We start from the raw sequence: 20,329 nt of genomic DNA on the forward strand, positions 1-20,329 counted from the left end.
GCTATGCTGGAGTCTCAGGTAGAGGGCCCGGATTTTTCCGGGACCATGATCAGGAGGCGCCATGGCACATTCCAATACCCCAACCGGCCCGCACTCGTCTGAGCATTCGTCCGATAATGAGTTGGGGTTCGACCCCGATTCTCCTGACGTCGCCGATCCTCAGGTCGATCCCATCGGACCCGCCAAGGCGCCCAGGGATGTAAAACCGGGTGAGGAGGGCAAGAAGGCACCGGCCAAGCCTTACGATCCACTTGGCGATCTGAAACCCAAGTCCTAGTCAGAGGTGCATATGTCTACTGATTCGAGCTTCGACGACAAACGTCCGGATCCTCCAGATAGTGTTCCAACAACCCCAGAAGAAGATCTGGATCCGGTGATGGATCCGGACAGCCCGTTAAGGGACCCGTTGGCCAGACCGACAGTGGTGCCGACGAAGCATCCGCAGGGCTGGAAGGACCCGAGTACCGGGGATGGCATCCCGGATGACGATCAGATGCCGTTGCCCAATGATTAATCCGGGAAAAAAAAGCCCCGAACATTCGGGGCTTTCTTTTGGAGGCGTTTCGACTTTATTTCGAGGCTTCAACCACGCCGCTTTGGCGATGCTTGAGGTTCTTTTCAGATTTGTACTGTAGCGCTACGGAAGGCACGTCGGCGCTCTTGCCGGTTTCGACCCAGCTGCGAATACGGCTGGCATCGGCAAAGTGCGTGTATTTGCCGAAGGCATCGAGAATCACTAGCGCCATCGGACGATTACCCATGCTGGTGACCAGCACCAGGCAGTGACCTGCCTCGTTGGTGAAACCGGTCTTGGTCAGTTTGATGTCCCAGTTCGGCTTGTTGATCAAATGGTCGGTATTGTGGAAACCCAGGCTGTAGTTGGGTTTACGGAACGAAACGGTTTTTTCCTTGGTGGTGCTCAGCTCAGTCAATAGCGGGTACTTGTGCGCAGCGATCAGCAATTTGCTCAGGTCCCGGGCGGTGGACACGTTGCGAGGGGAGAGGCCCGTCGGTTCGACAAAGTGGGTGCTGGTCATGCCCAACGCTTTTGCTTTGGCGTTCATGGCGGCAATGAACGCGACATAACCGCCCGGATAGTGATGGGCCAGCGTCGCGGCAGCACGGTTTTCCGATGACATCAGGGCAATCAGCAGCATCTCCCTGCGCGGCAATTCGCTTTTGAGTTTGACCCGGGAAAACACGCCTTTCATTTCCGGTGTGTCGCTGATGTTGACGGAAAGGAACTCGTCCATATTTTGTCGGGCTTCTACCACCACCAGACCAGTCATCAGTTTGCTGACGGACGCGATTGGCACGACGACGTCAGGGTTGCTGGCATAAATGACTTTGTTGGTTTGCATATCCATCAGCAAGGCACTGCCGGAAGCGATCTTCAGTTGTGAAATGTTTCGGGGCGCCTCGATGGTTTCAGCGGCGTTGACCGTTTGCGTAGTGAAAGTCCCTGTAAACGCAAAAAACAAGCTCAGGATTGAAAGACGGATTTTCACGCTGGTGGACTCATAAAGGGTGGATATGCCGTTCTGTAACGGGCTGTTTCTTAAAAAACGACGCATTTTAGGAGTATGTGCCAGGAAAGCCATAGGCGCCTGTAAACAAAGGGCCAAAGATGAATTATTTTTAATGCTGTACCAATTTTGTATCAATCCTGGCTTTCCAGCTTCCCTATCTCTGATCAGTCAATGGTCGAGCTTTTTCTGCGGGCGAAAAAAACCCCGCGATGGGCGGGGTTCTTTTAGGCGGCGCTGCGAGCAAGCGTGAACTCAGCTGTGCAGTGTTTCCGCGGCGTACAGCGTGTTCTCCAGCAAGCAAGCGCGGGTCATCGGGCCAACGCCGCCCGGTACCGGAGTGATCCATCCTGCACGGGGCAGGGCGGTTTCGTAGGTCACGTCACCGACCAGCTTGCCGTCTTCCTGACGATTGATGCCGACGTCGATCACGATCGCGCCTTCCTTGATCCATTCACCTTTGACCAGACCCGGCTTGCCGGCGGCAACCACCACCAGGTCGGCGCGACCGACATGGCCCGCCAGGTCCTTGGTGAAACGGTGGGTAACGGTCACGGTGCAACCGGCCAGCAGCAATTCCATCGCCATTGGACGTCCAACGATGTTGGACGCCCCGACAATGACCGCGTCCATCCCGTATAGATCAGCGCCGGTGCTTTCCAGCAACGTCATGATGCCTTTAGGTGTGCACGGGCGCAGCAGCGGAATGCGCTGGGCCAGACGGCCGACGTTATAAGGATGAAATCCATCGACGTCCTTGTCAGGACGAATGCGCTCCAGCAATTTGGAAGCGTCCAGGTGTTCAGGTAGAGGCAGCTGAAGCAGAACGCCGTCAATCGCCGGGTCGTCGTTCAGGCGATCGATCAGGTCGGTCAGTGCTTCTTGAGTGGTTTCGGCAGGCAGGTCATAGGCTTGGGAAAGGAAGCCGACCTCTTCACAGTCTTTACGCTTGTGCGAGACATAAACCTGAGAGGCAGGATCGCTGCCGACCAGGATCACCGCGAGGCCGGGTGTGCGCAAGCCTTGCTGGCGACGCTCGGCGACTCGTTTGGCGATCTGCTGGCGCAGGCTGGCGGCGATCGATTTGCCGTCGATTAGTTGTGCAGTCATTGCGCGTGATTAACCATCGAGAGGGGAAAAAAAGAGAGCGCATTCTCGCATGTCATGAGGTGAGGGCAAAGGCGCTTGGTCTGCAAATTCCCCTAACCCCTTTAATTAAATGAATTTTTTATAAAAAGGATTTGACGCCCTCTAGGGGGCTCTATACTATTCGTCGCACTTGTCGGGCACAGCCTAGCACTGGTTGAGAAGGTCGAGCGGAATCAAAGTTCTGCAAGACTGAAAAGCACTTAGTTTGTAGTCCTTCAAGGTTACAGCTAACAAGGCGCCCGTAGCTCAGTTGGATAGAGCATCCGCCTTCTAAGCGGATGGTCGCAGGTTCGAGTCCTGCCGGGTGCGCCATTAGGCAGCTTTGGCACAAGTAGCGCGATATGGTGGGCGTAGCTCAGTTGGTAGAGCACGGGATTGTGACTCCCGTTGTCGTGGGTTCGATCCCCATCGTCCACCCCATATTTCGAAAGGCGCCAGATTTAACGGTCTGGCGCCTTTGCTTTAACAGCTTCAATCCGCGGATGTGGTGGAATTGGTAGACACACTGGATTTAGGTTCCAGCGCCGCGAGGCGTAAGAGTTCGAGTCTCTTCATCCGCACCAAATAAAGCTTCGCTCATGCCAGTGGCATGATTGGGGTTCAACAAAGAAGTTGTTCATTCTTTGTAACGCAATATGGTGGGCGTAGCTCAGTTGGTAGAGCACGGGATTGTGACTCCCGTTGTCGTGGGTTCGATCCCCATCGTCCACCCCATATTTCGAAAGGCGCCAGATTTAACAGTCTGGCGCCTTTTTTGTTTCAGTGGCCGCAGGTTCTGGGTCGCAGCGGCGGGGCGTTTCGTCGTATTTATGTTTCTCGATGATGCCGCGCTGCCCGCCGGCCTTGCTTGCAAGATCGGCTGTCAGGGAGATTGTTGGCAGTCTCTTCTATATATAGAAGGGTTGGTGCAGAGCCCCGGCATGACTGGCTGTATTTGCTAACAGGGCGAGGCACAACCGTTTGTCCCCGCCTATAAATTGCCTGCTGCTTTTTTACCCGTTTTCAGTAGGGTGACTTCTTGAGTTTGACCCACTAGAATGCATGCCCTTGATTCTGGGGTCGGAAACGGCCGGCTAACGTCTGTGCAACGAGGAATATCCATGCAAGTTTCTGTTGAAAATACTTCTGCTCTTGAGCGCCGCATGAGCATCACCGTGCCAGCTGAGCGCATCGAGACTCAGGTCAACAAGCGTCTGCAGCAGACTGCCCAAAAGGCCAAGATCGCTGGCTTCCGTCCAGGCAAAGTGCCAATGAGTGAAATCAAGCGCCGTTTCGGTGCTGATGCACGTCAAGAAGCCGTGGGCGATGTGATCCAGTCTTCTTTCTATGAAGCTGTTGTTGAGCAGAAGCTGAACCCGGCTGGCGCTCCTTCGATCGAGCCTAAATCGATGGAAGCAGGCAAGGACCTGGAATACGTCGCAATTTTCGAAGTGTTCCCAGAGTTCACCGTTGCCGGTTTCGAAGGTATCACCGTTGAGCGCCTGAGCGCTGACGTGGCTGATGCTGATCTGGACAAGATGCTGGAAATCCTGCGCAAGCAGAACACCCGTTTCGAAGTTGCCGATCGCGCTGCTCAGAACGAAGACCAGCTGAACATCGATTTCGTCGGCAAAGTCGACGGTGAAGTGTTCGCTGGCGGTTCCGCCAAAGGCACTCAGCTGGTACTGGGTTCCGGCCGCATGATCCCTGGCTTCGAAGACGGTCTGGTTGGCGCTAAAGCCGGCGAAGAGCGCGTTCTGAACCTGACCTTCCCAGAGGACTATCAGAACCTCGACCTGGCAGGCAAAGCCGCTGAGTTCACCGTGACCGTGAACACCGTTTCCGAGCCTAAACTGCCTGAGCTGACCGAAGAGTTCTTCGCTCAATTCGGCATCAAGGAAACCGGTCTGGAAGGCTTCCGCACCGAAGTTCGCAAGAATATGGAGCGCGAACTGCGTCAGGCGATCAAATCCAAGGTCAAGAATCAGGTTATGGACGGTCTGCTGGCCACCAACCCGATCGAAGTGCCAAAGGCTCTGCTGTCCAACGAAGTCGACCGTCTGCGCGTGCAGGCTGTTCAGCAGTTCGGCGGCAACATCAAGCCTGACCAACTGCCGGCCGAGCTGTTCGAAGAACAAGCCAAGCGCCGCGTTGTGCTGGGTCTGATCGTGGCTGAAGTGGTCAAGCAATTCGACCTCAAGCCTGACGAAGCCCGCGTTCGCGAGATGATTCAGGAAATGGCTTCGGCTTACCAGGAGCCTGAGCAGGTTGTGTCTTGGTACTACAAGAACGACCAGCAATTGAACGAAGTCCGTTCGGTTGTGCTGGAAGAGCAAGTTGTGGATACTGTTCTGCAGAAAGCTAGCGTGACCGACAAATCGGTCTCTTACGAAGAAGCGGTCAAGCCGGTAGAAGCTCCACAAGCCGACTGATTGTTTTTGCGGTAAGAAGCACACACCATAAGCCAGCCTTCGTGCTGGCTTATGCGTATTCAAGACATAACTATTTGGGAGTGACTGCAGAGCATGTTCCGTAATTCGTATATTCAGCAGAACTCTGATATCCAGGCCGCAGGCGGCCTGGTCCCGATGGTTGTCGAGCAGTCTGCTCGTGGCGAACGCGCCTATGACATCTACTCGCGCCTTCTCAAGGAGCGAGTGATCTTTCTGGTTGGTCCGGTAGAGGACTACATGGCCAACCTGATCTGTGCGCAACTGCTGTTCCTTGAAGCGGAAAACCCGGACAAGGACATCCATCTCTATATCAACTCGCCGGGCGGTTCGGTGACGGCGGGCATGTCGATCTACGACACCATGCAGTTCATCAAGCCAAACGTGTCGACCACCTGTATCGGTCAAGCGTGCAGCATGGGTGCGTTTCTACTGACGGCCGGTGCCCAGGGCAAGCGTTACTGCCTGCCGAACTCGCGTGTGATGATTCACCAGCCACTGGGCGGTTTCCAGGGCCAGGCTTCGGATATCGAAATCCATGCCAAGGAAATCCTTTTCATTCGTGAGCGCCTCAACACGCTGATGGCCAAGCATAGCGGGCGCACTCTTGAAGAAATCGAGCGCGATACCAACCGCGATAATTTCATGAGTGCAGAAGCAGCGCGTGAATACGGGTTGATCGATGAAGTGATCAATCAGCGCCCCGCTTAAAATAAGCAGCTCAAAATAAGGTTGGTCGGCGGGTCCGATCACCAGCGGGCTTGAAAAAGCCCGCAATAGCCTTCATCTTGTGTTGCAAGCCTATCGGATTTGGATCGAACGAATGACTGACACCCGCAACGGCGAGGACAACGGCAAGCTGCTCTATTGCTCCTTCTGTGGCAAAAGCCAGCATGAAGTACGCAAATTGATTGCCGGCCCCTCGGTCTTTATCTGCGACGAGTGCGTCGACCTGTGCAATGACATCATCCGTGAGGAGGTGCAGGAAGCCCAGGCCGAAAGCAGCGCGCATAAATTGCCTTCGCCTAAAGAAATCAGCGGCATCCTTGATCAGTACGTGATTGGTCAGGAACGTGCGAAAAAGGTTCTGGCCGTAGCGGTGTACAACCACTACAAGCGCCTGAACCAGCGTGACAAAAAGAATGACGACGTCGAGCTCGGCAAGAGCAACATCTTGCTGATCGGCCCGACAGGCTCGGGTAAAACCCTGCTTGCCGAAACACTCGCCCGCTTGCTGAACGTTCCGTTCACCATCGCCGACGCAACCACCCTCACCGAGGCGGGTTATGTCGGTGAAGATGTCGAGAACATCATTCAGAAGCTGCTGCAGAAGTGCGATTACGATGTAGAAAAAGCCCAGATGGGCATTGTCTACATCGATGAGATCGACAAAATCTCGCGCAAGTCTGACAACCCGTCGATCACCCGGGACGTTTCCGGTGAAGGCGTGCAGCAGGCCCTGCTCAAGTTGATCGAAGGCACGGTCGCTTCCGTTCCACCTCAGGGTGGTCGCAAGCATCCGCAGCAGGAATTCCTTCAGGTCGACACCCGTAACATCCTGTTCATCTGTGGTGGTGCGTTCTCCGGTCTGGAAAAGGTTATTCAAAACCGTTCCACCAAGGGCGGCATCGGTTTCAACGCGGAAGTTCGCAGCAAGGAAGAAGGCAAGAAAGTCGGTGAGTCCCTGCGTGAAGTCGAACCTGACGATTTGGTCAAGTTCGGTCTGATCCCGGAGTTCGTCGGTCGTCTGCCGGTACTTGCCACGCTGGACGAGCTTGATGAGGCTGCGTTGATGCAGATTCTCACCGAGCCGAAAAATGCTCTGACCAAGCAGTATGCCAAGCTGTTCGAGATGGAAGGCGTGGACCTGGAATTCCGGGCCGACGCGCTGAAATCGGTCGCCAAACGTGCTCTGGAACGCAAAACCGGTGCCCGTGGACTGCGTTCGATCCTCGAAGGTGTATTGCTCGACACTATGTATGAAATCCCCTCGCAGTCCGAGGTGAGTAAAGTAGTGATCGATGAAAGCGTTATAGAAGGTAAGTCCAAGCCACTGTATATCTACGAAAACAGTGAGCCGGCTGCCAAGGCAGCGCCGGACGCCTAAGCGTCACACTGCTGAAATAAAGAAGGGGCCTTCGGGCCCCTTTGCTATTGTGGGAGCTGGCTTGTCGGATCGCCGCGCCGCTGCGAAGGCGGTATGACATCCGGGCTTTTTGGATGTATCCGGACCCATGCAGGCGCTACCGTAAGCGGCGATCTTTAAAGTGGTTCTTTTATCCGCTTGTTTTTTTTGAAAGCAGCCCCCATCTTGGTTTCAAGCTTACATCCATCTGTTTACGGCCTTATGGCCGCCGTAGAGGCGAAATCATGAAGACAACCATCGAATTGCCTCTCCTGCCATTGCGTGATGTCGTGGTTTATCCGCACATGGTTATCCCGCTGTTCGTGGGGCGCGAGAAATCCATCGAAGCCCTCGAGGCAGCGATGACGGGCGATAAGCAGATCCTTCTGCTGGCTCAGCGAAATCCTGCTGACGACGATCCCGGTGAAGAAGCACTTTATCGCGTAGGTACCATCGCTACCGTTCTGCAGCTGCTCAAGCTGCCTGACGGCACGGTCAAGGTTCTTGTCGAAGGCGAGCAGCGGGGCGCCGTGGAGCGCTTCAGCGAAGTCGACGGCCATTGCCGTGCCGAAGTATCGCTGATCGATGAAGTCGACGCGCCTGAGCGCGAGTCGGAGGTGTTTGTCCGCAGCCTGCTGGCTCAGTTCGAACAATATGTGCAGCTGGGCAAGAAAGTCCCCGCTGAAGTCCTGTCGTCGCTTAACAGCATCGACGAGCCGGGTCGCCTGGTTGACACCATGGCCGCGCACATGGCCCTGAAGATCGAGCAGAAGCAGGAAATCCTCGAAATCATCGATTTATCGGCCCGGGTCGAGCACGTTCTGGCGTTGCTGGATGCCGAGATCGATCTGCTGCAAGTCGAAAAACGCATTCGCGGCCGCGTTAAAAAGCAAATGGAGCGCAGCCAGCGCGAGTACTACCTGAATGAGCAGATGAAGGCCATTCAGAAAGAGCTGGGCGACAGCGACGAAGGCCACAACGAAATCGAAGAGCTGAAAAAGCGTATCGATGCCGCTGGTCTGCCGAAAGACGCGTTGGCCAAGGCTCAGGCCGAACTGAACAAGCTCAAGCAAATGTCGCCAATGTCTGCGGAAGCGACGGTGGTGCGTTCGTACATCGACTGGCTGGTTCAGGTGCCGTGGAAGGCCCAGAGCAAGGTGCGTCTGGACCTCGCTCGTGCCGAAGATATTCTCGACGCCGACCACTATGGTCTGGAAGAAGTCAAAGAGCGGATCCTCGAATACCTCGCCGTGCAGAAGCGCGTGAAGAAGATTCGTGGCCCGGTGCTGTGCCTGGTCGGTCCTCCTGGGGTGGGTAAAACCTCTCTGGCGGAGTCGATCGCTCACGCTACCAACCGCAAATTCGTCCGCATGGCCCTCGGTGGTGTGCGCGATGAGGCGGAAATTCGTGGTCATCGCCGGACTTATATCGGTTCGATGCCAGGAAGATTGATTCAAAAGATGACAAAAGTGGGCGTCCGCAACCCGCTGTTCCTGCTCGATGAAATCGACAAAATGGGCAGCGACATGCGTGGCGATCCGGCGTCGGCGTTGCTGGAAGTGCTCGATCCCGAGCAGAACCACAACTTCAACGATCACTATCTGGAAGTCGACTACGACCTGTCCGATGTGATGTTCCTTTGCACCTCCAACTCGATGAACATTCCGCCAGCACTGCTGGACCGGATGGAAGTGATTCGTCTGCCGGGTTACACCGAAGACGAGAAGATCAATATCGCCGTCAAATACCTTTCGCCGAAACAGATTACGGCCAACGGGCTGAAGAAGGGCGAATTGGAATTCGACGCCGAAGCGATTCGCGACATTATCCGCTACTACACCCGCGAAGCCGGTGTACGTGGGTTGGAGCGCCAGATTGCCAAGGTTTGCCGCAAGGCGGTCAAAGAGCACGCGATGGAAAAACGCTTCTCGGTGAAGGTTACCGCCGACATGCTCGAGCACTTCCTGGGCGTGCGTAAATTCCGTTACGGTCTGGCTGAGTCGCAAGATCAGATCGGCCAGGTAACAGGCCTGGCATGGACTCAGGTGGGCGGCGAATTGCTGACCATCGAAGCCGCAGTCGTACCGGGTAAAGGCCAGTTGATCAAGACGGGTTCCCTGGGTGACGTGATGGTCGAATCGATCACCGCAGCCCTGACCGTTGTCCGTAGTCGTGCCAAGAGCCTGGGAATTCCTCTGGACTTCCACGAGAAGCGCGACACGCATATCCATATGCCTGAAGGGGCAACGCCGAAAGATGGCCCTAGCGCCGGTGTAGGCATGTGCACGGCCCTGGTGTCAGCATTGACTGGCATTCCTGTGCGCGCAGATGTTGCCATGACCGGCGAAATCACCTTGCGTGGTCAGGTGCTGGCGATCGGTGGTTTGAAAGAAAAACTGCTGGCTGCTCACCGTGGCGGAATCAAGACGGTGATCATTCCTGAAGAGAACGTACGCGATCTGAAGGAAATTCCTGACAATATCAAGCAAGATCTACAGATTAAACCAGTTAAATGGATTGACGAGGTCCTGCAAATTGCGCTGCAATACGCGCCGGAGCCCTTGCCGGATGTGGTTCCGGAGATCGTTGCAAAGGATGAAAAACGCGAGTCTGACTCTAAGGAAAGAATTAGCACGCATTAGTACGCATTTGCCTGGGGGGCTTGTTGACAGTTTTTTAGAGCCCTTGTTATAAAGCGGCTCTTAAGTGTCTGTAGGCCATTCAGCACTCGTTTTTTTGCTTTCACCAAAAAACTTAGAATCAAACTCAAATAGATATAAGGGGACTTAGAGTGAACAAGTCGGAACTGATTGATGCTATCGCTGCATCCGCTGATATCCCGAAAGCTGCTGCTGGCCGTGCGCTGGACGCTGTAATCGAATCCGTCACTGGCGCTCTCAAGGCTGGCGACTCTGTTGTTCTGGTTGGTTTCGGTACCTTCTCCGTGACCGATCGTCCAGCTCGCATTGGTCGTAACCCACAGACCGGTAAGACGCTGGAAATCGCCGCCGCCAAAAAACCAGGTTTCAAAGCCGGTAAAGCACTGAAAGAAGCTGTCAACTAAGTTCGATTCAGGTTTTTGCCTATCCGGGTCGGGGTCATTCCTGACTTGGCAGCGGAGCGGTAGTTCAGTCGGTTAGAATACCGGCCTGTCACGCCGGGGGTCGCGGGTTCGAGTCCCGTCCGCTCCGCCAGTTACGAGAAGGCGCATCCTCGGATGCGCCTTTCTTCTATCCGGATTCTACCCACGCTCCACGGTTGCCTAATTTTGAAGTTCAACCGTTTCTGGGGGACGCATGCTGCAGAATATCAGGGACAATTCACAAGGCTGGATTGCCAAGACCATTATCGGGGTCATCGTTGCATTGATGGCTTTGACCGGTTTCGACGCCATTTTCAAGGCCACGACGCATAGCAATGATGCGGCCAAGGTCAATGGCGAAGAAATCAGCCAGAACGAGCTGAGCCAGGCGGTCGATATGCAACGCCGTCAGCTCATGCAACAGCTGGGCAAGGATTTCGATGCTTCCTTGCTCGACGAGAAAATGTTGCGCGAATCGGCCCTCAAAGGCCTGATCGATCGCAAACTGCTGCTGCAAGGCGCAGAAAAATCGAAATTCGCTTTCTCTGAAGCGGCTTTGGATCAGGTGATCCTGCAAACGCCTGAATTCCAGGTGGATGGCAAGTTCAGCGCCGAGCGCTTCGATCAGGTGATCCGTCAGCTCGGCTATAGCCGTCTGCAATTCCGCCAGATGCTGGCTCAGGAAATGCTGATCGGTCAGCTGCGCGCTGGCTTGGCCGGTAGCGGCTTTGTCACCGATGCACAGGTTCTGGCCTTCGCCCGTCTGGAAAAACAGACCCGCGATTTCGCCACCTTGAACATCAAGGCAGATCCTGCTGCGGTGAAACTGACTGACGACGAAGTCAAAGCCTACTACGACGAACACGCCAAAGAATTCATGACGCCGGATCAGGTGGTCATCGACTACCTCGAATTGAAGAAGGCGTCCTTCTTTGATCAGGTCAGCGTCAAGGACGAAGACCTGCAAGCGGCGTATCAGAAAGAAACCGCGAACCTGTCCGAGCAACGCCGGGCTGCGCATATTCTGATCGAAGTGAACGATAAGGTGACCGAGGCGCAAGCCAAGGCCAAAATCGAAGAAGTGCAGGCGCGTTTGGCCAAAGGCGAGAAATTCGAGGCCCTGGCCAAGGAATTCTCCCAGGATCCAGGCTCGGCGAACAACGGCGGTGACCTCGGCTATGCAGGTCCAGGCGTCTATGATCCAGCGTTTGAAAAAGCCCTGTATTCGTTGGCCAAGGATCAGGTTTCGGAGCCGGTTCGCACTGACTTCGGTTTCCACCTGATCAAGCTGCTGGGCGTTGAAGCCCCTGAAGTGCCGACGTTTGCAAGCCTGAAAGACAAGCTGACCCGCGAGCTGAAAACCCAGCAGGTCGAGCAGCGTTTCGTCGAGGCGACCAAGCAGTTGGAAGACTCTTCGTTCGAGGCCTCCGATCTGGCCCAGCCAGCACAGGACCTGAAGCTGACCGTCCACACCTCCGCGCCATTTGGCCGTGAAGGTGGCGAAGGTGTTGCTGCCAACCGTGCCGTGGTGACTGCTGCGTTCAGTCCTGAAGTGCTGGATGAGGGTGCCAACAGCACCGCCATCGAGCTGGACCCGGAAACCGTGATCGTTCTGCGCGCCAAGGAGCACCGCAAGCCTGAGCAGCTGCCGCTGGAAAGCGTGGCTGCCAGCATCCGTGCGCAACTGACCAAGGAGCATGCCAGTGCTGCCGCCAAGACCAAGGCTGATCAACTGATCGTCAGCCTGCGCGATGGCAAGACTGCACTGGACAAGGCGATCGACGGCCAGAACTGGAAAGTGACTCAAGCTGCGACTCGCGCTCAGGAAGGGGTCGACCCAACTGTGCTGCAAGCGCTGTTCCGCATGCCGAAACCGGTTGCCAAAGACAAGCCGACCTTCAGCAGCGTGACCCTGGCCGATGGTAGCCTGGTGATCGTGCGTCTGAACGGCGTGAACGAAGCTGCGGCACCGACCGAAGAAGAGAAGGCTCAATACCGTCGCTTCCTCGCCTCGCGCATTGGCCAGCAAGACTTTGCGGCCTACCGCAAACTGTTGGAAAGCGAGGCTGAGATCAAGCGTTTCTGATGCTTGACTGAGCTTTGCGCGACACCAAGACCCCGGCCGAAAGGCTGGGGTTTTTTATGGGTGAAACAAAAACGGCATGAGCTACCCGTCGCCTGCTTATTTACCGCGCGACTTTTTCCTGTCAGTAACAGTCAGTAGACTTGTAACTGTTTCAAGACACTAAACGGTGCGACGCTAAGCATCGATCTGTTGCACAATACGCCCCGAACCGTTTTCCTCAGGATGTTCAATGTTTAAATCAATTCCCATGCGTGTTGTCGGGCTGGCCTTGGTGCTGGCCGCCGCTGCCGGTTGTTCGTCGAAGAAGGCCGCCATCTACGAGCATGAGAACTTCGACGATTCCGGAACGTTCTCGCGCAATTACCCGGTGACCGATGCGCAAACCTGCGAGGCCGCCCGTCGGGCTTTGCTCAGCCAGGGTTACATCATCACCAGCGCCGATCCGAAACTGGTCAGTGGACACAAGAGCTTCCAGCAGACTGGCGAGACCCACATGGAGATCAGCTTCAGTGTGGTCTGTGCCGATGACGGCAGCGAAGGGCACCACGCGACCATGTTCGCTAACGCTCTTCAGGACCGTTATGCGCTGAAGAAGACCAACAACTCCGCCAGCCTCGGTGTGGGTGTGTTGGGCTCGGTATCGATGCCTATCGGCTCGTCCGACGACTCGATGGTCAAGGTCGCCAGTGAAACCGTGTCCTCGGCCAAGTTCTACGAGCGTTTCTTTGCTCTGGTCGAGTTGTTCCTGCCGCCGGAAGCGAAGAAAGCCGCGCACATTATCGAGAAGCCAAAGACTGATCTGGGTGTGCCTGAAGCCAAGCCTGCGCCGGCTCAGTTGGCGCCGACCCCGGCGGCAGAACCGGCGCCTGCTCCAGCGCCGGCAGCTGAACCCGCACCAGCCAGTTCGGAGCCTGTTGTGCCACCTGCTGAAACGGCGCCGATTACCCCGGAGCAGGGCAGTGAGCCGACTTCGTCTGCGCAAACGGCGACTCCATCGGCGGACTCAAGCAGCATGCCCCCTCCGAGCGAGCCAATCTCGGCCATGCCTGTCTCCGCCCAGTAATGGGATGTTACGGATCGGGTCAGACGACTCCGATCCCGTAACACCTTCCAAGATTGATCCACATCAAATCGAGCTGTATTCCTACGGCTCGTATCGAAAAATTCCTGTGATAAATTCCTGACCACCTGCTACGTTTTATTCAGTAGCGACGTAGTGTCGTGCCAGCGTCATTTTTCTTTCATATGGGCACTTTATGCTCAGGGCGCTGGTCATTTATTCAGACGATTTTTTCAACAGGCGATGGGGGTTTAATAATGGACGATTATCAAGAAGAACTGCTCGAGTATCAGGCGTTTGAACTGGACCCGCTGGAACCGGCCGAAGACGCTACAGAGTTGTAAGTCTTACGCGGATTGGCGATGACTGCGGCGAAACTCGCCGGGGGTCTGGCCGTTCCAGCGTTTGAAGGCCCGTTGAAAGGCTTCAGCTGAGGCAAACCCCAGCAGGTAGGCGATTTCCCCGAACGCCAGTTCGGTGTCGCGGATGTAGGTCATGGCGAGGTCGCGGCGTGTGTCGTTGAGAATTGCGCGAAATTGCGTGCCTTCCTCGGCGAGTTTGCGACGCAACGTCCAGGTTGGCAGCTTCAGGCGTGCCGCCACTTCTTCCAGGTCGGGTTCCCGACCACCATTGAGCAACGGCCCCAGTAGCTGAGTGATGCGTTCACGAAGGCTGCGGGTGCGTGTCAGTTGCTCCAGTTCCCGTTCACACAGTTGCAGCAGGTGCCGCCAGGTGCTCGGGCAGTGTTCCGGATTGCGCTGGGCGAGGCTGTCCAGGCTCAGGCGCAGTTGATTCTGTTCGGCACCAAACTGAATCGGACAATCCCCCAACACGGCGTACGCCTCGCGGTAATCCGGCGCTGCAAATTCGATCTCGATCCGTTCGGCGCGTAGCGGGGTAGGGCTTACGCTGGACAACTGCTGCAACCAACCAGCGATGATCGAATCCACCACGAAGCGGTTGTAGGCGTTGTAGGGGCTGATGGAATAGAACCGCAGCCAGGCGCCTTGGGCGTTTTCATGAAAGCTCGACTGGCCGCGATAGTTGGAGCCGTACAGCGCTTCGAAGCGAATCAGGCAGCGCGCCGCTTCCCGCACGGTGGGGGCCTGGGCGGCGGTGACTCCGGCCAGGCCGGCCTGGCTCAGGCGACTGAGCTGGCCCATGCGCAAACCCAGTGCCGGGTCGTCGGTCAGTTGAATGGCGCCGTGACCCAGACGCATGTAGCGCGGGATCGAGAGACGGGCGCCGGCCTCGGCCAGTCGCGCGGCGTCGAGGCCGTACTGTTCGAGCAACGGTTGTGGGTCCAGGCCATGGCTGCGCACGGCGTCGGCCAGGCTATGGACGAAGCCCACCGACAAATCCCCGAGGCGCATCGGCTGCGGTTTCATTGCTTACAGCCAGAGATTCAGCAAACGCGCGCCCCGGGCATTGCCGTCGGCAAAGTGTTGCCCGTTGCTGCTGAGGAAGCTTTGACCGGCGCTGCCCTTGTCCCAGAATTGACCGCGCAGAAACACGCTCATGCCGGCGATGGTCTGGCTGCCGGCCGGTTGGGCAATCAGCGTCAGCCGATGCCAGGCCTGACCTTCACTGAGTTCGCCAGCCTTGAGGCTCACAGAGCTCGGTGTGGACTGGCCTTTGTAGCCGCGCCACGGTTGATCCCAAGACCCGCGCCCGACGACGAACGCCGGGACCGCCACCAGTTGCGCGCCTTGATCGTCGAGTTTGCGATAGTTGTCCGGATACCAACTGTCGCTGCCGATCAGCACGCCCAGGCGTCCGGCTGGTGTATCGACGACGTTGATCGTGTGTTCGGAATTGGCTTCGACAGTGTCGTGCCCAGCGAAAGTCGGGTGCATTTGCCGCTGCGGCTGGCCAATCGGCAAACCGTCGCGACCGAACACTACGCTGCTGTTGTACAGGGCACCGCGGCCAATCTTCAGGGTACCGTCGCTGACACTCGGCTCGGGCAGCACGATGGAACCGGCCACCAGGGTTACGTGGAAGTCTTTCGCCAGGCCGCCGAACAGCGCCTGGTAATCCCTGGCCATTTTCTTGGCTTTCATCCGCAAGTGCGCGTCGTCGAGGCGGCTACCGCCTTCGGCGCTGATCAGGGCGCGGATGAACTGCAACGGGTTGCTCACCGCCAGCCAGTTCATGGCTTCCTTGAGCGTAGTGGCCTGGTACAACTCGTCTTTCTCGCCGCTGATCATCAGCCAGGTGCCGACATGTTCGGGCAGCACGACGATGGTCTTTTCATTCAGCAGACCCTGATCCTGAGCCTTCTGCAAGTAAGCCGCGAGCTTGCGGTGCAGGCGTTCGGGACTTTGGTAGTCGGTGGGGAACAGCTCGGGCTGGATACCCAGCAGATTGCCGCGATCGGCGGGAGTGCCCTGATCGACCGCGAGACTGATGCGCAGGTCCGACAGGTAATGACCCACCGGACGGTCCGCGGCCCACATTGCGTAGGTCGTGAGAGCGGCGATCAACGCCATGGAGAAGGTCAGGTACAAAAGTTTGCGCATGGGGAAACAGTCAACGGCCGTGTGCAGGGTTCGCGACTAGGGTAGGGCCCATGTCTGCGCTTGCCAAGGGGCGCTGCACATTTGGATCAATAAGTTGTCAGTTACGGTCATTGAGTGACAGCAGTGCGACTCTTAGTCTGTCGAACATGACTGACGGGGCCGAAGAGCTCCTGCATTTTTTCCGTGATCGCTCGTTGTGGAGTTACCGATGGCCGCCGCTCATTACCCGCACCTGTTGGCCCCGCTGGACCTGGGTTTTACCACGTTGCGCAACCGCACCCTGATGGGCTCGATGCACACAGGCCTTGAGGAGAAGCCCGGCGGTTTCGAGCGCATGGCTGCATATTTCGCCGAGCGTGCCCGTGGCGGTGTAGGCCTGATGGTTACCGGCGGTATTGGCCCGAACGATGAGGGCGGGGTTTACTCCGGCGCGGCCAAACTGACCACCGAGGAAGAGGCGCTTAAACACCTGATCGTCACCCGAGCAGTGCACGAGGCGGGCGGCAAGATCTGCATGCAGATTCTTCATGCCGGACGTTATGCCTACAGCCCGAAACAAGTGGCACCGAGCGCGATCCAGGCGCCGATCAACCCGTTCAAGCCTAAAGAGTTGGACGAGGAAGGCATCGAGAAACAAATCAGCGATTTCGTCACTTGCTCGACCCTGGCGCAAAAAGCCGAGTACGACGGCGTCGAGATCATGGGCTCCGAAGGTTATTTCATTAACCAGTTCCTTGCGGCCCACACCAACCATCGCACTGACCGCTGGGGCGGCGCTTACGAAAACCGCATGCGCCTGCCGGTAGAAATCGTCCGCCGGGTGCGCGAAGCGGTCGGCCCGAACTTCATCATTATCTTCCGCCTGTCGATGCTCGATCTGGTGGAAGGCGGCAGCAGCTGGGAAGAGATCGTGCTATTGGCCAAGGCCATCGAGCAAGCCGGTGCGACGATCATCAACACCGGAATCGGCTGGCACGAAGCGCGGATTCCGACCATCGCCACCAAGGTGCCACGTGCGGCGTTCAGCAAGGTCACGGCCAAGCTGCGTGGGGAGGTAGGAATTCCGCTGATCACCACCAACCGCATCAATACCCCGGAAGTCGCCGAGCAGATTCTAGCCGAAGGCGATGCCGACATGGTGTCCATGGCGCGGCCGTTCCTCGCCGACCCGGATTTCGTCAACAAGGCTGCGGCCGGTCGTGGCGATGAAATCAACACCTGCATCGGTTGCAACCAGGCGTGCCTGGATCACACCTTTGGCGGCAAGTTGACCAGTTGCCTGGTGAACCCGCGGGCCTGCCATGAAACCGAACTCAACTACCTGCCGGTGCAGCAGATCAAGAAAATCGCGGTGGTCGGTGCCGGCCCTGCCGGTCTGTCCGCCGCGACCGTGGCTGCTGAACGTGGTCATCAAGTGACTTTGTTCGATTCGGCCAGCGAAATCGGCGGCCAGTTCAACATCGCCAAGCGCGTGCCGGGTAAGGAAGAGTTTTTCGAAACCCTGCGCTACTTCAGCCGCAAATTGCAGACCACCAATGTCGAGCTGTGCCTGAACACCCGTGTGGATGTGGCGCAGCTGGTCGAGGGCGGTTACGACGAAATCATCCTGGCGACCGGCATCGCGCCACGGGTGCCGGCGATTCCGGGCGTCGAACACGCCAAGGTGCTGAGCTACCTGGACGTGATCCTCGAGCGCAAACCGGTGGGCAAGCGCGTCGCGGTGATCGGCGCCGGCGGTATTGGTTTCGACGTGTCGGAATTCCTCGTTCACGAAGGCGTGGCCACCAGTCAGGACCGCGAAGCGTTCTGGAAGGAGTGGGGCATCGATACACACCTCGAAGCGCGCGGTGGCGTTGCTGGGATCAAGGCTGAACCGCATGCACCGGCCCGTGAAGTGTTCCTGCTGCAACGCAAGACATCCAAGGTCGGCGACGGCCTGGGCAAAACCACTGGCTGGATTCACCGCACGGGTCTGAAGAACAAGCAGGTGCAGATGCTCAACAGCGTCGAGTACCTGAAGATCGACGACGAAGGCCTGCACATCCGCATCGGTGAAAGCGGCGAACCGCAGGTGCTGCCGATAGATAACATCGTGATCTGCGCCGGGCAGGATCCGTTGCGTGAGTTGCAGGACGGTCTGGTCGCGGCCGGGCAGAACGTGCATTTGATTGGCGGCGCGGACGTAGCGGCGGAGCTGGATGCCAAACGCGCGATCAACCAGGGTTCGCGGTTGGCGGCTGAGTTGTAACAGCAGGCCCAGCGTGCCAATGGCCATCGCGGGCAAGCCCGCTCCCACAGGGATTTGCGTTGTTCACAAAATGCATGAACAGCATAGAAACTGTGGGAGCGGGCTTGCCCGCGATGGCATCCTCAAGGCTGCTAAGATGCCAGCTTCTTTCCCAGAGCTGGCACTCGATGCTTCTCCCACCCGACGATTGGCTACCCCAAGCCCCCTCGAACCCCTTCACCTCGACTGGCTCACCACCGCCGGCATCGAAGTAGCAATCCTGCGTCTGGACCAGATCGACCCGCTGATCAGCGGCAACAAATGGTTCAAACTCATCGAACACCTGAAAGCCGCCGATCAGAGCGGCGCCCAAGGCATCATCAGCCTGGGCGGTGCTCATTCCAACCATCTCCATGCATTGGCCGCAGCGGGCAAACGCTTCGGTTTCACCACGGTCGGCCTGCTGCGCGGGCATCCGCAAGACACCCCGACGGTGAAGGACTTGCAAGCGTTCGGCATGCACTTGCATTGGTTGGGTTATGGCGGTTATCGAGCGCGGCATGAACCGGGTTTCTGGCAGCCATGGCGGGAGCAATACCCCGCGCTACATCCAGTGCCGGAAGGTGGCGGCGGCTTGCTTGGGGCGAAGGGCTGCGGGCAATTGATGACTCTGGCGTGCGAGCAACTGAGCGGTCTGGGCTGGAGCCACTACGACGGTTGGTGGCTGGCCTGCGGAACGGGCACGACCCTGGCTGGGCTGGTTCTGGCCGAGGCGGGTGAGCATCCGGTGCATGGCGCGCTGGCGGTGCCTGACGATCATGGCGTAGCGCAGCAGGTCGAGAGGATTGTGCAAGAAGCCGGACTGATCGATCCCGCCTATGAACTGCTGGACGCCAGCTGTGGCGGTTTTGCCAAAGTCGATCCGCCGTTGCTTGCGTTCATCGAGCAGGCCGAACAGGCCAGCGGCATTCCTCTCGAGCCGCTGTACACCGGCAAAGCGCTGCTGGCGCTCAAGCAGCAAGTCGAGGCGGGTAAATTTGCCCGGGGCACGCGGCTGATCTTCATCCACACCGGCGGCTTGCAGGGCCGCCAGGGTTTCAGTTCACGGCGAGAGGGCTAAGAATTTGAGCGACGAAAATCCTGTGGGCGCGTGGCTTGCCGCGAAAAATGCACCGCGGTTTTTCAGGGTATTACGCGTCATCGTTCTTCGCGGGCAAGCCACGCTCCCACAGGTTCTGCGACTTACCAGCATTAGGGCAAGCCTTCTGACCACAGATATCAGTGGTTTCGGTAGCCGAGCTCAACCGCGCTTGGGCATCATGCGCAGCAAGGTGTTATCGCGCACCACATAATGGTGATAAAGCCCAGCCACGGCGTGCAGGCCGATCAGCCAATAACCGATCGTCCCGCCGAGCACATGCCAGCCCTCAAGCTGCTTGGCCAGCGGTTTGTTTTCTTCGATCAGCAACGGCAGATCGATGCCATAGAACATCACCTGATGCCCCTCGGCGCTGGTAATCAGCCAGCCCAGAATCGGCATGGTGATCATGAAAATATACAGCGCCCAATGCATCAGTTTGGCGAGCAGGGTTTGCCAACGAGGCGAGGCGGGGAAGATCTGCGGTGCCGGCCCCAGGCTGCGGGCGAACAGACGCAGCCAGACCAGCACGAACACCGTCAAGCCGAGCATGAAATGCGCTTCCTTGATCAGCGTCCGGCCGCCACTGCCTTTGGGGAATATCCCGCGCAATTCGATGCAGGCGTAAACCACTATTAGCAGAACCAGCATCAACCAGTGCAACGCGATCGATACAGTGCTGTAGCGTGATTCGGAATTCTTCCAGGGCATACGGTGTTTCCTCACGGGTCTGGTCTGAAGTCACCGTTCTTGTTCGACGGTGTGTAGTCACTGTAATCCTGTTTGGCTGGATTTGCCTGCGGGCAATGGGCTGTTTAATGCTCCAGATCAAGTGATCGGCCACAAAAAAGCGCCAGTTCCGTTAAAGGTACCGGCGCTTTTTCGTGAGGAGCGCGCCGAGGATCACGGGCATCGGCCACGGCACCTCGACGTGCGGCTAGCGAAGTTTGCCGCGGCGGCGGGCAAGGCTGATAAGGGGTAATGC

At 57.3% G+C, this 20,329-nt stretch carries 15 protein-coding genes, 5 tRNA genes and 2 pseudogenes; 17 read left to right on the top strand and 5 right to left on the bottom strand.

Features of this window, described 5'->3' with window-relative positions; translation table 11 throughout:
- The first annotated feature begins 61 nt into the window (after positions 1–61).
- Positions 62–277 (top strand): DUF6021 family protein, encoded by a 216-nt coding sequence (locus AB4O41_RS26425; RefSeq protein WP_367374881.1) that lies wholly within the window; start codon positions 62–64, stop codon positions 275–277.
- A gap of 12 nt (positions 278–289) precedes the next feature.
- Complete coding sequence (locus AB4O41_RS26430; protein ID WP_460145301.1) at positions 290–514, top strand: hypothetical protein; 225 nt, start codon at positions 290–292, stop codon at positions 512–514.
- A gap of 55 nt (positions 515–569) precedes the next feature.
- On the opposite strand, the gene pbpG is transcribed toward AB4O41_RS26430, so the two are convergent.
- Both pbpG and folD read right to left on the bottom strand, forming a co-directional pair.
- Positions 570–1,508, bottom strand: a complete 939-nt coding sequence (gene pbpG, locus AB4O41_RS26435; protein ID WP_460145302.1) for a D-alanyl-D-alanine endopeptidase — start codon at positions 1,506–1,508, stop codon at positions 570–572.
- 273 nt (positions 1,509–1,781) lie between these two features.
- Positions 1,782–2,636, bottom strand: a complete 855-nt coding sequence (folD, locus tag AB4O41_RS26440; protein ID WP_460145303.1) for a bifunctional methylenetetrahydrofolate dehydrogenase/methenyltetrahydrofolate cyclohydrolase FolD — start codon at positions 2,634–2,636, stop codon at positions 1,782–1,784.
- A 274-nt stretch (positions 2,637–2,910) separates the two neighbouring features.
- On the opposite strand from folD, the gene AB4O41_RS26445 reads away from it, so the two are divergent.
- From AB4O41_RS26445 to AB4O41_RS26500, 12 genes are all read left to right on the top strand, one after another.
- Positions 2,911–2,987 (top strand) — tRNA-Arg (locus tag AB4O41_RS26445).
- 32 nt (positions 2,988–3,019) lie between these two features.
- Positions 3,020–3,095: transfer RNA gene (locus AB4O41_RS26450), tRNA-His, on the top strand.
- A 58-nt stretch (positions 3,096–3,153) separates the two neighbouring features.
- Positions 3,154–3,238, top strand: a tRNA-Leu gene (locus tag AB4O41_RS26455).
- A 75-nt stretch (positions 3,239–3,313) separates the two neighbouring features.
- Positions 3,314–3,389 (top strand) — tRNA-His (locus AB4O41_RS26460).
- A 386-nt stretch (positions 3,390–3,775) separates the two neighbouring features.
- Positions 3,776–5,086 (top strand): trigger factor, encoded by a 1,311-nt coding sequence (gene tig / locus AB4O41_RS26465; protein WP_052967287.1) that lies wholly within the window; start codon positions 3,776–3,778, stop codon positions 5,084–5,086.
- Positions 5,087–5,179: 93 nt separating this feature from the next.
- Positions 5,180–5,815: an ATP-dependent Clp endopeptidase proteolytic subunit ClpP gene (clpP, locus tag AB4O41_RS26470; protein WP_007901795.1), complete on the top strand. Its 636-nt coding sequence runs from the start codon at positions 5,180–5,182 to the stop codon at positions 5,813–5,815.
- Positions 5,816–5,927: 112 nt separating this feature from the next.
- On the top strand, positions 5,928–7,211 hold the full coding sequence (gene clpX, locus AB4O41_RS26475) for an ATP-dependent Clp protease ATP-binding subunit ClpX (protein WP_007946893.1): 1,284 nt from the start codon (positions 5,928–5,930) through the stop codon (positions 7,209–7,211).
- A 263-nt stretch (positions 7,212–7,474) separates the two neighbouring features.
- The gene (gene lon, locus AB4O41_RS26480; protein ID WP_007901802.1) at positions 7,475–9,871 is read left to right on the top strand and encodes an endopeptidase La; all 2,397 of its coding nucleotides are present in this window, start codon (positions 7,475–7,477) and stop codon (positions 9,869–9,871) included.
- Between the two features lie 149 nt (positions 9,872–10,020).
- A complete protein-coding gene (locus tag AB4O41_RS26485) occupies positions 10,021–10,293 on the top strand; it encodes an HU family DNA-binding protein (protein ID WP_002552737.1) in 273 nt (90 codons plus the stop codon).
- Positions 10,294–10,346: 53 nt separating this feature from the next.
- Positions 10,347–10,423: transfer RNA gene (locus AB4O41_RS26490), tRNA-Asp, on the top strand.
- A gap of 102 nt (positions 10,424–10,525) precedes the next feature.
- Complete coding sequence (locus AB4O41_RS26495; RefSeq protein ID WP_460145304.1) at positions 10,526–12,397, top strand: SurA N-terminal domain-containing protein; 1,872 nt, start codon at positions 10,526–10,528, stop codon at positions 12,395–12,397.
- Between the two features lie 229 nt (positions 12,398–12,626).
- Positions 12,627–13,460 (top strand): DUF2242 domain-containing protein, encoded by an 834-nt coding sequence (locus AB4O41_RS26500; RefSeq protein ID WP_460145305.1) that lies wholly within the window; start codon positions 12,627–12,629, stop codon positions 13,458–13,460.
- A 344-nt stretch (positions 13,461–13,804) separates the two neighbouring features.
- On the opposite strand, the gene AB4O41_RS26505 is transcribed toward AB4O41_RS26500, so the two are convergent.
- Positions 13,805–14,845: an AraC family transcriptional regulator gene (locus tag AB4O41_RS26505; protein WP_460145306.1), complete on the bottom strand. Its 1,041-nt coding sequence runs from the start codon at positions 14,843–14,845 to the stop codon at positions 13,805–13,807.
- A gap of 3 nt (positions 14,846–14,848) precedes the next feature.
- Entirely contained in the window at positions 14,849–15,979 is a 1,131-nt protein-coding gene (locus AB4O41_RS26510) for a carbon-nitrogen hydrolase family protein (RefSeq protein WP_460145307.1), read from the bottom strand.
- A gap of 208 nt (positions 15,980–16,187) precedes the next feature.
- On the opposite strand from AB4O41_RS26510, the gene AB4O41_RS26515 reads away from it, so the two are divergent.
- Positions 16,188–18,227 (top strand): 2,4-dienoyl-CoA reductase FMN-binding domain-containing protein, encoded by a 2,040-nt coding sequence (locus AB4O41_RS26515; protein ID WP_460145308.1) that lies wholly within the window; start codon positions 16,188–16,190, stop codon positions 18,225–18,227.
- A gap of 167 nt (positions 18,228–18,394) precedes the next feature.
- A pseudogene (locus tag AB4O41_RS26520) lies at positions 18,395–19,326 on the top strand (1-aminocyclopropane-1-carboxylate deaminase/D-cysteine desulfhydrase).
- A 180-nt stretch (positions 19,327–19,506) separates the two neighbouring features.
- Here AB4O41_RS26520 and AB4O41_RS26525 read toward each other — a convergent pair.
- Complete coding sequence (locus tag AB4O41_RS26525; protein ID WP_038982411.1) at positions 19,507–20,055, bottom strand: cytochrome b; 549 nt, start codon at positions 20,053–20,055, stop codon at positions 19,507–19,509.
- A 163-nt stretch (positions 20,056–20,218) separates the two neighbouring features.
- On the opposite strand from AB4O41_RS26525, the pseudogene AB4O41_RS26530 reads away from it, so the two are divergent.
- Positions 20,219–20,326 (top strand): annotated as a pseudogene (locus tag AB4O41_RS26530) (hypothetical protein); the annotation flags it as partial.
- Positions 20,327–20,329: the final 3 nt, after the last annotated feature.

The sequence above is a fragment of the Pseudomonas sp. S2_A02 genome, assembly GCF_054668495.1.

Excerpts from the sequence above, each read along its gene's own strand:
- AB4O41_RS26425 (WP_367374881.1), top strand. The coding sequence starts at position 62 with ATGGCACATTCCAATACCCCAACCGGCCCGCACTCGTCTGAGCATTCG.
- AB4O41_RS26430 (WP_460145301.1), top strand. The coding sequence starts at position 290 with ATGTCTACTGATTCGAGCTTCGACGACAAACGTCCGGATCCTCCAGAT.
- folD (WP_460145303.1), bottom strand. The coding sequence starts at position 2,636 with ATGACTGCACAACTAATCGACGGCAAATCGATCGCCGCCAGCCTGCGC.
- tig (WP_052967287.1), top strand. The coding sequence starts at position 3,776 with ATGCAAGTTTCTGTTGAAAATACTTCTGCTCTTGAGCGCCGCATGAGC.
- clpP (WP_007901795.1), top strand. The coding sequence starts at position 5,180 with ATGTTCCGTAATTCGTATATTCAGCAGAACTCTGATATCCAGGCCGCA.
- clpX (WP_007946893.1), top strand. The coding sequence starts at position 5,928 with ATGACTGACACCCGCAACGGCGAGGACAACGGCAAGCTGCTCTATTGC.
- lon (WP_007901802.1), top strand. The coding sequence starts at position 7,475 with ATGAAGACAACCATCGAATTGCCTCTCCTGCCATTGCGTGATGTCGTG.
- AB4O41_RS26495 (WP_460145304.1), top strand. The coding sequence starts at position 10,526 with ATGCTGCAGAATATCAGGGACAATTCACAAGGCTGGATTGCCAAGACC.
- AB4O41_RS26500 (WP_460145305.1), top strand. The coding sequence starts at position 12,627 with ATGTTTAAATCAATTCCCATGCGTGTTGTCGGGCTGGCCTTGGTGCTG.
- AB4O41_RS26505 (WP_460145306.1), bottom strand. The coding sequence starts at position 14,845 with ATGAAACCGCAGCCGATGCGCCTCGGGGATTTGTCGGTGGGCTTCGTC.
- AB4O41_RS26510 (WP_460145307.1), bottom strand. The coding sequence starts at position 15,979 with ATGCGCAAACTTTTGTACCTGACCTTCTCCATGGCGTTGATCGCCGCT.
- AB4O41_RS26515 (WP_460145308.1), top strand. The coding sequence starts at position 16,188 with ATGGCCGCCGCTCATTACCCGCACCTGTTGGCCCCGCTGGACCTGGGT.
- AB4O41_RS26525 (WP_038982411.1), bottom strand. The coding sequence starts at position 20,055 with ATGCCCTGGAAGAATTCCGAATCACGCTACAGCACTGTATCGATCGCG.